Source organism: bacterium, assembly GCA_036382775.1.
Lineage (GTDB): Bacteria > Hydrothermota > Tepidihabitantia > SM23-42 > JAOAFX01 > DASVHD01.
This window is the reverse complement of the sequence record DASVHD010000037.1, coordinates 53699-66756: the sequence shown is the minus strand read 5'-3', so window position 1 is coordinate 66756 and position 13058 is coordinate 53699. Positions and strand designations below refer to the sequence as shown.

Below are 13058 nucleotides of genomic sequence, written 5' to 3'. Positions count from 1 at the left end.
GAGATAAGAGACATAACTAACAGCGGATTCATTGGCAAGCCGATAAATACGCGCACCTTTGCGAATGAAATCAGTCAATATATAAAGTGAGTTTTCTGATATGATGAAAAGGCAAATTCAAAAGAGGTAGAGGATGAAAGCTAATCCAGTAATTTTAATTGTCGATGATCAGCTCCAAAACATTGACCTTCTCGAAGCATATCTTGTTCCGCAGGGTTATGAAATTGTCAAGGCGGCAAACGGTGAGGAAGCGCTGGAAAAACTTTCCGGTAATCAAATCGATCTGATCCTGCTGGACGTAATTATGCCCGGCATGGATGGTTTTGAAGTTACCCGCAGGATCAGGCAAGATGATAAAATACGGCTGCTTCCGATAATTTTGGTTACCATACTGTGGGAAACGGAAGATCGGATTAAGGGAATTGAAGCCGGTTGTGATGATTTTCTCTCGACGCCCGTTGACAAGACGGAACTTTTAGTCAGGATCCGGTCCCTGCTAAAGGTCAAAGCCTACAACGACTTGATGAGTAATTACCGGAAAGAGCTGGAGTCCGAGGTAACCAGGAGGAGTGATGAATTAAAACATGCCGTGGAGAACCTGCAGCAGGAAAACGCCGAGCATAAACGAACCGAGGAGGCGCTGCGGGATTCGGAGGCAAGATATCGCGCGCTTTTTGAAATAAGCGCCGATGGTATCTTGCTTGCCGACACTGAAACGAAGACATTTAAGTACGCAAATCCGGCGCTGTGTCGAATGCTTGGATATACCGAGGAGGAATTGAAAACGCTGAGCCTGGCAGATATTCACCCCAAGGAGGACTTGCCGCGGGTAATCGCCGAGTTTGAAGCTCAAGCCCGCGGAGAGAAGACTCTGGCCCCGGACATTCCATGTCTCAGGAAGGACGGGACAGTTTTATACGCGGACATTAACACAACTACCTTAACGGTTGATAATAGACCGTGCAATGTGGGTTTTTTCCGGGACATCACCGACCGCAAACGAAACGAAGAAAGACTCCAAAAACTCAACCGATCCCTGAAAATCATCAGCGAATGCAACAGCTGTCTAGTCCGGGCTACCGACGAAAAAGATTTACTTAACGATGTCTGCCAGATCATCAGAAAAACCGGGGAATATCCCATAGTCTGGATCGGTTTGCTTGAGATCGCGGAGAAGGATGTCCTCCGTCCCGTTGCATATGCCGGCTCCGAGTTTTTTGATTATGCTTCGGAAAAAATCGATTTAACGGATCCGAACGGACGAAATAAAATCCTCCGGTCCGTTTTAAGTTCCGGGCAGTTCCAGGTTTGTCAAAAACTTCCGGATGGTCGCCAGCCGTGTTTTGGACCCCCGTCGGCGGCGAACCAGCCCTACCGTTCGATCCTGTCCCTGCCTTTATTTTTCGACAACCGTACAATGGGCGCGCTAACAATCTACAGCGCCAGCGCGGATACTTTCGACGATGAAGAAAAGAAACTGCTCTTGGAATTGGCAGACGATATTTCGTACGGTATTTCCGCTCTGCGAACCGGCGTTAAGCACCAACGAGCTGAAGAACAAGTCATGATTAACCTTACGAAAATCGAAAATGCTTTAGAGGGCACGGTTATGGCACTGACCGTGACCTCGGAAATGAGGGATCCGTACACCGCCGGCCATCAGCGCCGGGTGACTCATCTCGCCTGCGCCATCGCCCAGGATATGGGTTTACCGAAAGACCGGATTAACGCGATCCGCGTTGCCGGTCTGCTTCATGATATCGGAAAAATCACCATCCCTGCGGAAATACTTACTAAACCCTCCAAACTTACGGATGTTGAGTTCGCGATGATCAAAATCCACCCCAAAGCCGCTCATGATATAATAAAATCGGTCGATTTTCCATGGCCAGTAGCCAAGTATATTTTGCAGCACCACGAAAAATTAAATGGTTCCGGCTATCCATCCGGCTTAAAAGGCGATGAAATCCTAATGGAATCAAGAATCCTATGCGTGGCTGATATTGTCGAAGCCATGAGTTCCCACCGTCCATACCGGCCCGCGCTAGGAATCGATGCCGCCCTGGGCGATATGCTTGCCAATAAGGGTGTTCTTTACGACCCGGTCGTGGTCGATTCATGCGTGAAACTTTTCCGAGAAAAAGGTTTTAAATTTGAGTAACATTGTTGGTTTTTAATCCTCGAACTTCCCTGTTCTGTTTCAGCATCCTCCGGATACAATGTATTTAGTTGATCGGTGGTTTGTTAGTCCGTTGCTCTATCGCATAAAGAATCGGGTAAACTGATGGCTTGAAGTTTTACATTTAGGTGGATAGCGGTTGATTTATTGCCAGAAATGAATAGAGTTATTGGTAGGATCTATGACTCTATATAGTCGTAAAATAGAGGAGGTGAGATAACATGCTCATAATAATCGACGCCAACACCGGCCTGCGCAAGAAACTCTGCGATATTTTGAAAAAGGAACGCATCATCCCGGTGAATTCCGTGATGACCGCGCTGGAAAAAATCTGCCACTTCCGCGGGGAAATCAATGTCGTGATATCCAACGTGGATTATCTGCTTGAGATATTCAGCCGCAAGACCATTAGCAAAGTCTGCAGCAAGCTCTATATCAATGAGCCTCCGGTCATCGGATATTTCACGTCCGATAAAGCGCAGCAGAGAGACGAACTGATCGCGCTGGGCGCGGATTATCCGCTGCTCGAGTGCAGCGAGACGGATCTGAGATTCCCGGACAAATACATCGCGGAAATCGTCAAGGTCTATCCCGAGCTCAATTACGATATGGAAAAAGCATACCACTACTGGACGAAGGCGCCGGAACAGGCTGCCGAATACATCGACCCGAGAAAATGGCTGCTGGAACAGGGTTTTGTCGATATCATCAAGCAGGCCGAACAAGAGCCGTCGGCATCACCAGCGCTTGAGGACACGATCTTGGCCATTCAGTCGATGCTGGAACCCCCCGTGGAAACGGAGGTTCGGAATATCGACTATAAGCAACTCTACCTTGAGACCAAAAAGCAGTATGATCAGCTCTCGCATTATGTCAGGGAGCTGATTGAGATGATGAAATAGAAACCGGGAGAAAAGGTTTTTTGTCTTGTCACAGATTTTTTCAAACACATGATGTATTATTATCGATACCCAAACAGGAGGATACATGCCAAGAGTAATTCATTTCGAGATCCATGCCGATAACCCCAACAGGGCGATGAGTATACCGCTAGAATTAAAACCGCCGGTGGTGTGATTGCTGTTCCTAAAAATCCTATCCCCGGTATCGGCTGGTACGCTCAGTGCACGGATACTGAGGGCAATATTTTCGGACTCCTGCAAGACGATCCCCTGGCCGGGCGATAGCTAAATATTGCGGGCGCTCAATCCCTGGATACCGTCAGAGTCCGCGAAAACAAATGCAGTGCTTGTTGGTTATTTTTATGGTGGGCTGGATTATTCAGTCAAATTTGAAATTTTTCTTCTCAAAGAGATCAATGCAGGCATCCACGACTGCCCGGTCATAAAGGACCCCGCGGTTTTGCTTGATTTCTTCCAACGCCACATCGATGCCCCGGGCCGGCCGGTAAGGGCGATGGCTTGCCATTGCTTCAACAACATCGGCGACCGCAAGGATCTTGGCCTCGATAATTATATCATCGCCTTTCAGGCTGGACGGATATCCCGAACCGTTCAGTCTTTCATGATGATACAGAACCGCCTTGGCAACCGGCCAGGGAAATTCGATCCCTTTGATTATTTCAAAACCAACTTCCGCGTGGCTTTTTACAATGTTGAATTCCGCTTCAGTCAGCCGCGTTGGTTTGCTTAGAATTTCCGCCGGCACCGCAATTTTGCCGATATCATGCAACAACCCGGCAATTCTCACACCGTCGATCTGGTCCTGCGGTAAGCCCATTTCCGACGCCAGGGCAACTGCCAGATGAGTGACACGCTGCTGATGACCCGCGGTATAGGGATCTCTTTTTGCGGCGGTCGATGCCAGCGCACTGACCGTTTTTTCCAGAGTGGCACTCAGCCTCTCGACGCTCTGTTTAAGCTGTTCGTCGGCTTTTCTGCGCTCAACCCGCATCCGCAACGCTTTAATACCGTAAGCCAGGTCGTCCGCGAGTTCTGTCAACAGCATGACTTCCTCGTCATCAAAGGCATCAGGCTCTGCGTCATGGATATTCAGGGCGCCGAAAGGCTGTTGGTCGGTAATCAGCGGTAAGGCAATCAGTGAAACATAACCAAACTTAGCCGCGTCGTCGCGCCAGCGTGTATAACCAGGATCAGAGAAGACATCCTGGCAAACGCACGGTTTGGCTGTTCTTATTGCAGTGCCGATGGGACTATGATCGAGTTCGGTATCAGCCCAGGTAATTCTGAGCGCTTCAAGATATCCGTTTTCAAAACCAGTCTGAGCCATCGGTCGGACTGTCATCTTTTGATCCTCTTCGGTATTCCCGACCCAAGCCATTCGATAGCCGCCGACCTCAACGATGACCTTACAAATCTTCTGCAGGAGTTCTGATTCATCAGTGGCGCGAACCAGAACCTCGTTGCATTGACTGAGTGTTTTGAGCGCACGTATCACTTTACGCAGTGTCTCCTCGGCACGCTTGCGCTCGGTAATGTCCTGCACGGTGCCAAAAAGTCTAACGACCCGACCGCCTGTATCCTTTACGGGACGCATTGATGCATGGAATAAGCAAATTTTCCCATCGAGCAGCTTAGTAACAAGGTCATACTCGAATTCCTGTCCGGTCTCAACCGCCAGTTTCGTGTATTCACGGAGTTTTTTCGCTTGCTCCTCAGAGTAGTACTCAGCCTCTTCTTCTGCGGTCGGAGGTCCGAGACTCTTATCACGTTCGTACAAAACATAAACTTCATCCGACCACGCAATCTTTTGAGTGGCCAGGTCAAACTCCCAGTTGCCGATTTTTCCCAGGGCTTGCGCTTCTTTGAGAAGTCGCTCACTCCCCAAAAGCGCTTTCGCGGCTTTTTTGCGTTCGATCGCATATTGCAGTGATTTACCAAGCAGGTTCGCATTTATGTTATCTTTTACTAGATAGTCCTGAGCTCCATTCCTTACTACCTGAATACCAACCTTTTCGTCGGCAAGACCGGTCACGACAATGACTGCGGCGTCTCTTGTATTGGGAAGTAACCTTTCAAAAGTATTGATACCCTGGCTATCCGGCAGACCAAGGTCCAATATGATAACATCAAATTGTTGCTCTTGAAGACTCTTCATGCTATGTTCAAGAGTCCGGCTTTTAATCATATCAAACCTATTCGGCATGACTTCTTTTAACATCTCTTCTATCAACCGAACATCGCCGGGATTGTCTTCGATGAGTAAGATCTTGATATTTTCGCTGATCATTTCGCGCCGTTAGGCGGCAGCTTAACAATGGTTAGCCAAAAATCTTCGATTGACTGGACGACTTTCATGAATTGCTTGAGATCGACCGGCTTGGTAATGTAACAGTTAGCATGCAGATTATAGCTCTTAATGATATCTTCTTCATCTTTGGAAATCGTCAGAATTACCACCGGAATACGTTTGAGATCTTCGTCGGCTTTGACCTCGGCCAGCACTTCGCGGCCGTCTTTTTTGGGCAGGTTCAGGTCGAGAAGGATCAGGTCCGGCCGGGGCACTTTCGTATACTTTCCCTTCCGGTTAAGAAATGCGAGTGCTTCCACGCCATCCTGTACCACGTCCATTTCAACGTGTATCTTTCCTTCTTTGAGAGCCTCTTTTACGAGACGCACATCGCCGGCGTTATCTTCAACCAACAGGATTTGGATCATTTCGCCAATCACCTTGTTGCTCATTTTACCTCCTTACCTGCTACGCAATATCACAGATGCACACAAACAACAGCGTAGATTCACACAGAACCTATTTACCAAAAAGTGACCGCAGTAAATATCTGCAGACAGCTGGTTACAATAATATTTCATCACGGACATTTTTTTTCTCCATCGCGGCCAGCGGCCTTTCAGGCATGGTGAAATAGAAGGTTGAGCCTTTGCCCAATTCTGATTCCACCCAGATGCGACCACCGTGGCGCTCCACAATTTTTTTACAAACAGCAAGACCAATGCCCGTGCCTTTATACTCTTCTTTTCCATGCAGACGCTGGAAGATCACGAATATTCTTTCTTTATATTGAGGTTCAATACCGATACCGTTATCGCGGACTGAAAAAATCCACTCATTATCTTTCTTTTGGGCAGAGACGTGAATCAGGGGTGATTCCTTGCTGCGGAACTTGATGGCATTACCAATCAGATTTTGAAGTAACTGAATCATTTGCGTCTCGTCGGCAATTACGGCCGGCAAGTCATCGTTAGTAATTAGTGCTTTATTCTCATCAATTGCTGTTCTCAAGTTGACGATCACCCGACCGAGCACCGAATGGCAATCACAGGATTCGAAGGGTTTGCCCTTTATGCCCAGACGGGAATAGGTCAACAAATCATTTATGAGTTGCTGCATGCGATTGGCACCACCCACCGCATAGTCAATGAATTCATCCGCTTCAGCATCAAGTTTCCCTTTATAACGTTTTTCCAAAAGTTGGGTGAAACTTGCCACCATGCGCAGCGGTTCCTGCAGGTCATGGGACGCGACATAGGCAAACTGCTCGAGGTCCTTGTTCGAACGTGACAAATCGGTCATGGTTCTTTTTAATTCTTCCTCCGCCCTCTTGCGTTCCGTAATATCGATGACGGCGGATTGATACCCTATCAACTTACCGGTCGAATCTTTCAGGTCGGTTGCCAGGCCGTATGCAATGAACGTAGTACCGTTTTTTCGTCGGGCTGTGTATTCTCCCTTCCATTTCCCGGACGCGTTGAGCGCAGTTATGATGTCGACAGCTTCCTCTTTATTCTGCAAAAAATGCAGTATCGGTTTTCCGACGACCTCGTCCTTGGCAGAATAGCCCCATATGCGTAGAAAAGCTTCGTTCGCCTCGGTGATATTCCCGTCGCTGTCGGCAGTGCTGTTCGCCGCGATGGAGGAATCGAACACGATGTTCTTGAGCCGGAGCGCCTCCTCCACCCGCTTGCGGTCGGAGATGTCCAGCACTACGCCTTCCAACCGTACAGCTTTGCCCGCTGCGTCGTAAAAACCGCGTCCTTTTGCCGCAAGCCAGTGGATGCTGCCGTTAGGCCAGAGGCCGCGATATTCAATATCGTAATCTTCGTGATTGTCGAGCGCATCTTTTACCGCCTTATCCGTCCTCTCGCGATCATCGGGGTGTAATGCATCACGGAAGCGTTGATAGCTCATCGTTTCTTCAAGCGGTATGCCAAAAAGCGCTTTGCACTTGTCCGACCAGATTAATTCGCCGGTTACGGTATTCCAATTCCAAACCCCGAGATTGGCGCCCTCGGTTGCAAAGAGCAGGCGGTCTTTACTTATCCGCAGCGCTTCCTCTGCCTTTTTGCGCTCGGTGATATCCAGAACAAAACATATTCCGATATCTTTTTGCCCTTTAAAGATTGTTGCACCTATGACGACCGGAACACGGCGGCCATCCTTGCGGATGTATTCCTTTTCAAAGGGTACGGAAACACCCGTTTTCCCCATTTCTCTTAATGCTTTTTCATCAAGCGGCGCATATTCCGGCGGGGTCATGTCCTTCCAGCGTACTCTGCCCGTAATGACATCCTCCTCCGTATAACCAACTGTTCGAAGAAACTCGCTGTTCGTGCGTGTTATGTTTCCGGCAGTATCCCAGAAAATAATGCCAATGATGTTGGAATCGTATAAGCGCTTGAATTTGGCTTCGCTCTCCCGCAGTGCTTCCTCCGCTTGTTTGAGCTTTGCTTTTGATGCTTCGACTTTTTCTATTCGTTTTTTCAGTTCGTTCAATTCTTTTATCAGTTCAGTCTTTGTCTTATTCTTGTTTACCGCTTTCATAATATTTCTCTTTGAATATGATACATGGGAAAAGCCGAAAGAACAATATCGCATAATACCAGTCTTAATGTAGGTACATATACCTATGAATCCTTGTCCACCTAATCCACCTGAAATATAAATCCCCTTATATCCCCCTTTTTTAAAGAGGGGTGAAGGGGGATTATAATTAGATAGAGCACTGTTTCGGTGAATATTTCTGGACCGGCGAGCTGAGTTAATAGATGTTAAAATTATTTCGCAACCTAAAGGTTGCGACTACATTTGTTCCACCGATTTTTAAACAAGCTTATTAAGAATAATATCCCCATACATCTGGATAGTATTTCTAATTTACAAATCAAACTTTAGAAGATCAAATCCAAAAACTTAAGAAGAAGAAAATTTGAATTTTACCATCGTCCCCTTGCCTGGTTTGCTGATAATAACCAGGTCACCGCCGAGCAAGTGAGTTCGCTCCTGCATACTGAGCAGACCGTAGTGACCGGTCTTTTTTCCCGCGACTAATTCAGGAATGAAACCAACACCATTATCTCTCACTTCGACATCAAAATTACGGTTATTAACTGATATCCTCACCAGGACAGAAGTCGCTTTAGCGTGCCGCTGGATGTTGAACAACGCCTCCTGAACAATACGAAAAACACTGGTTGCGATATCCCTTTCAAGTCTCGGCATTTTCTTCGGGTGAATAAATCGGACCCTGACCGCGGTGTTGCTGAACCGCAAAGCAATTGTCTTTTTGACCGCCTCGATCAATCCGCTGCTTAATTCGCGAATTGGCTCGGTCTCGGTGATCAAGGCACGGCCCTTTTCAATCGAATCCTTGACCGCTTTCATAAGCCCTTCTTTCTGATCCCCAACCTCTTTGCCCAGTGATGATACATCGAACGTTTGCAGAAAATATAATATCGAAACAATCCCCTGAAGGAATTCGTCATGGATTACCGATGTTAAATAACGCCGCTCCTCTTCCTGGGCATTGATAATTTTTTTTGTGAGGATATTTAATTCAGTCCGCTGCTTACTCAATTCATTCAATGCATTCACCAATTCATTCTCAGTCTTTTTTCTTTCGGTTACATTACGGTTTACGGCAATTGCCGCAACCGGGTTTCCGCTGCTGTCTCTCATCAAAGCAACGGCCGTCAGCACATTGAGTTTTGTGCCGTCTTTTCTTGTCTGAATGACTTCTCCCTGCCAATATCCTTGTCTAAAGAACTTCGCTACGACCTTATTCTGCTGATCATTCGGGTAAACGAGCCGGGTGATTCTACCTACTGGTTTACCAATCACTTCCCATGCCTGCCAACCGTAAATTCTCTCGGCCGCTTTGTTCCAGGTACGAATTTTAAAGTCAAGGTCCGTAGAGATAATGGCGTCGGAGACATTCGCAAGCATATCAGCCTGATACTGCAGTTTTTCATCCATTTGTTTGCGCTGGTCAATATCGGTGATGACACCTTGAATGCCCATAAAACGATGCTCTTTATAGACTGGTTTGCTGAAACTTCGGACCCAGCGGGCATCTCCTGACTTGGTTAAAATTTTGTATTCAGCCGGCTCCTGTTTCCCGTCGATCAGGTCTTGAAATCGTCTTTTAACAGATAACAGATGCTCCGGATAAATAAAATCAGTAAAAGGTTTTCCAATTACTTCAGCGGGTTTGTAGCCACCGAGTGATTCGATGACCGGACTTATGTAAGTAACAATACCATTTAGATCAGTAGCAAAGACAATATCGTTTATGTTCTCAACCAGGTCGCGGTATTTCTCTTCGGATTTGCGTAAGGCTTCTTCGGCATGTTTGCGCTGGTCAATGTCAGCGATTGCACCGATCGAACCTAAGACAGTACCATTAGGTCCGATCACCGGCGAACCACGTATTTGCACCCAGATGAACTCTCCTGATCTTTTCTTCATCCTTATTTCGTATTTATCGGATAATTGCTTAAGCCGTCTCTCGTTGTATTTTCTTATAAGTTTCTGATCAGATTCGCTGAAAAATATTTTATAGCCTATTTGACCCAGGAGTTCCTTCATAGTATAACCGAGTATCTTACAAATCTGCTCATTCACAAAAAGGATGCGATCGTCATTGTCAACCTGCATCAGACCATCATGCATACCATCGACCAAACAGCGATACTTTTCTCTGCTTTCTTTTAATGCTTCCTCCGCTTTTTTGCGATCGGTGATGTCCCGGACATTCATAACAAAACCCGCGATTACCGGATTATCCAAAAGATTCTTACCCAGCCCCTCGAAAATGCGTTCTGACCCGTCTTTGTGTCGAATGCGAAAAACATTGGGGATGATAACATCTTTTGTTAGTATTGCCTTGCCAAAATCATAAATAGCTCTCGGAAGATCACCGGCTACAATGAAACCAAAACCGCTTTTGCCGATCAATTCTTCTTTTTTATATCCGCTAAAACGCTCGATCGAGGGACTCGCGTAAGTCATCGTCCCTTTTCTATCCAAAATAATGATAATGTCCGAAGAATTTTCAGTGAGGGTGAGGAAATATTCTCTGCTCTTCTTCAGCGCGTCCTCAAGCCGCTTGCGATCGGTGATGTCCCGGATAATCCCCAAGGTCCCTTGAAACTTCCGTTTTCCGTCACCAGTGTCAAGACCATAATATCCGCCGGCACTCACGTCACCGAAAGCGATGACCATGCCGATAATTGCTTTGGAATCTTTCGCTTTTCGCCAGTCTTTTGGGATCAGTCTTATTTCGAGATTTTTTGTTCTTCGCTCGCCGGTTCTTCTTTCGTCAAACAACTTTGGGGCATTTGCAGCTCCGGTCGATTTTCCTTTGTACTTCGGCAAAACATAGTTCCGGCTGAATAACTTTACATCTTCGGGATGGATTATTTTACTAAAATGCTTACCAATAATTTCGTCCGGATTGTAACCCAGGACGCTTACTGACTTATTTATGAATGTAAAATAACCCTTGGGATCAATCTTATAAACAATATCCGGAAGCTCGCGCAAAATGGCGACATATTTTTCCGCATGGTCATGGGTTACGCGGTTGGGTATACTGTGTCTGCCGTTTTTGTTCTTCATAGTTGTTGTCTTTTTGTCCAAAAGGAAATTCTATAAAAATTGTTAAGCCAGGTCGACCAGTCCTGCCTTTATGGCATACTGAACCAAGCTCGCGATATTCGAGATTTTTAGTTTTTTCATGATATTCAGGCGGTGATGTTCAACCGTCCTGGTGCTAATACTCAATTGACCTGCTATCTTCTTGCTGGAATTTCCTTCAGCAAGCAACTTGAGGACTTCTCTTTCACGTACGGAAAGGATCCTGAACTGTGACTTGACGCTTTTATGGTTTTTTCTCTGAACCAAACCTTTGATGATGTCGCTGCTGAAGGATGAAGATATATATAACTTATCCGACTGAATCATGCTGATTGCCTTGATCAATTCACTGTCCGCATCCTCTTTCAGCAGATAACCATGGGCGCCGTTGGTCAAACTCTCGTACACATATTCTTCGTTTTTATGCATGGTTAGAATCAGGATTTTGATCTTTTTGTTGATTTTGATGATCTTGCGGATTGCTTCAATCCCTCTGAGATTGGGCAGTGAAATATCAAGAATGATCATATCGGGGATAAGTCGGCGAATCAAGGGAATAATCCCGGCGCCATCCCCGGTCTCACCGACAACTTTGTATGCGCCGCCCTCTTCAATGATCCTGCGCAGACCCTGCCGGACCAGCGTATGATCATCGGCAACCACTAAATTATACATGTTTGATTATACCTAAGACTGAATTAGTGTCAATGGCAAATACCTTAAATTTCCCTTATTAAAGAGAGATTGAGGATGGACTTTTTCAGATTAAAGGATTTCTCCATGAACCTGAGGGTATGAATGCCGGTTCAAGGTTCTTTTCGGCAAAAGGTCTCGAGTTTAAACAACTATTCACATGTAGAAGGGTCACATCATCATTCCTGAAAGCTTTTGGTTGCCAGGAACCCAGCAATGATTGAAATCCTTTCAGGCAATCCAGCAGGAAGTTTGAATGAAAATCATACTTAATGTGCGGTATTATCCACTTAATTAATACCGGGTTCTTTTTGATAAAACTAAGCAAATTTTCCACTTGTTTGTCACCCAGGATGCCGGCAATTTTTCTCAACTCCATCCCGATTTCGAGTTCTGCATGCAGAGCCTGCCGCCAGGCAGTTTCGTATTCATTTAATACATATTTACCTTTTAATGTCGCGGTCAATTTATCAACCGCAATTTCTGAACACAGTAATCCGAAAAATATTCCTCCGCCGGTCGTTGTTTTTACTTGCCCGGCAGCCTCGCCAACCGCTAAAAGCATGCCGTTAACGCTGGGCTTGATCGGACCAAAGACAATAGGTTTTGATTTTATCATGTTTATCTTTATTTTACTAGCGGGATAATTGATTCTTTCCCTGAGCATGCGCATTAATAAATGTTTACCTTTTTCCTCAGCGATAACGCCAACCCGCGACGTATCTTTGTGTAACGGCGCGATCCAGCCAAAAGATCCCGGCGCAAAACTTTGACCGAGATGGACTTCAATCGTCGAAATCGGCATTGACAAAGGGATTTCGGTCTGCGAACCGTAGAGAAATTTGGACGGCTTGCCCAGACCCGATGCTGCATGCAAATCATACTTGATACCGGTTGCCAGGATCACCGCCTTGCTTTGTAGCACGGCACCATTATGAGATATCATATAAAAATCGCCGGTTTTGTCGATTCTGTCCACCCGATGATCAAGGTATATCTGCGCGCTTTTTTCCCTGGCTTTTTCCATGATATCCTCGTTGAATTTTTCGCGATCAACAATATGGGCAAAAGGACTCTGATGCCTATATTCCAGAGTTTGACCCCCGGGGGATACAACCCGGAAAGAGTCAATGTCCGTCAATATGGATGCGCGGGGTAAATCGAAACGCCTGAATGCCTCTTTGCTTATTATTCCCGAACAAATAACCCCTTCGCTGATAATTTTTTTCTCATCTAACACGCAGACTTTAAAGCCTCTTCCGGCCAATTGGTATGCTGTATAAGAACCGATGGGTCCGCCGCCGACAACCGCCACGTCATACACTTTTTTCAT

At 46.2% G+C, this 13058-nt stretch carries 8 protein-coding genes; 2 read left to right on the top strand and 6 right to left on the bottom strand.

Translation table 11 applies throughout. From position 1 onward, the window contains the following. Nucleotides 1-133 precede the first annotated feature (133 nt). A complete protein-coding gene (locus VF399_09825; GenBank protein ID HEX7320634.1) occupies nt 134-2161 on the top strand; it encodes an HD domain-containing phosphohydrolase in 2028 nt (675 codons plus the stop codon). A 239-nt stretch (nt 2162-2400) separates the two neighbouring features. Further along, entirely contained in the window at nt 2401-3081 is a 681-nt protein-coding gene (locus VF399_09820) for a hypothetical protein (GenBank protein ID HEX7320633.1), read from the top strand. Nucleotides 3082-3460: 379 nt separating this feature from the next. Here the strand turns inward: VF399_09820 and VF399_09815 are convergent, their stop codons facing one another. The 6 genes from VF399_09815 to VF399_09790 form a co-directional block, all read right to left on the bottom strand. Further along, entirely contained in the window at nt 3461-5389 is a 1929-nt protein-coding gene (locus VF399_09815) for an HD domain-containing phosphohydrolase (GenBank protein ID HEX7320632.1), read from the bottom strand. After that, nucleotides 5386-5841 (bottom strand): response regulator, encoded by a 456-nt coding sequence (locus tag VF399_09810; protein HEX7320631.1) that lies wholly within the window; start codon nt 5839-5841, stop codon nt 5386-5388. Before VF399_09810 ends, VF399_09815 begins: the two co-directional genes overlap by 4 nt. A 112-nt stretch (nt 5842-5953) precedes the next feature. After that, nucleotides 5954-7891 carry a PAS domain S-box protein gene (locus tag VF399_09805; protein ID HEX7320630.1) on the bottom strand — a complete coding sequence of 646 codons (1938 nt, stop codon included), beginning with the start codon at nt 7889-7891 and terminating at the stop codon, nt 5954-5956. A 417-nt stretch (nt 7892-8308) separates the two neighbouring features. Beyond that, nucleotides 8309-11014: a PAS domain S-box protein gene (locus VF399_09800; GenBank protein HEX7320629.1), complete on the bottom strand. Its 2706-nt coding sequence runs from the start codon at nt 11012-11014 to the stop codon at nt 8309-8311. A 42-nt stretch (nt 11015-11056) separates the two neighbouring features. Beyond that, complete coding sequence (locus VF399_09795; GenBank protein HEX7320628.1) at nt 11057-11707, bottom strand: response regulator transcription factor; 651 nt, start codon at nt 11705-11707, stop codon at nt 11057-11059. A gap of 85 nt (nt 11708-11792) precedes the next feature. Continuing rightward, a complete protein-coding gene (locus VF399_09790; GenBank protein HEX7320627.1) occupies nt 11793-13058 on the bottom strand; it encodes an NAD(P)/FAD-dependent oxidoreductase in 1266 nt (421 codons plus the stop codon).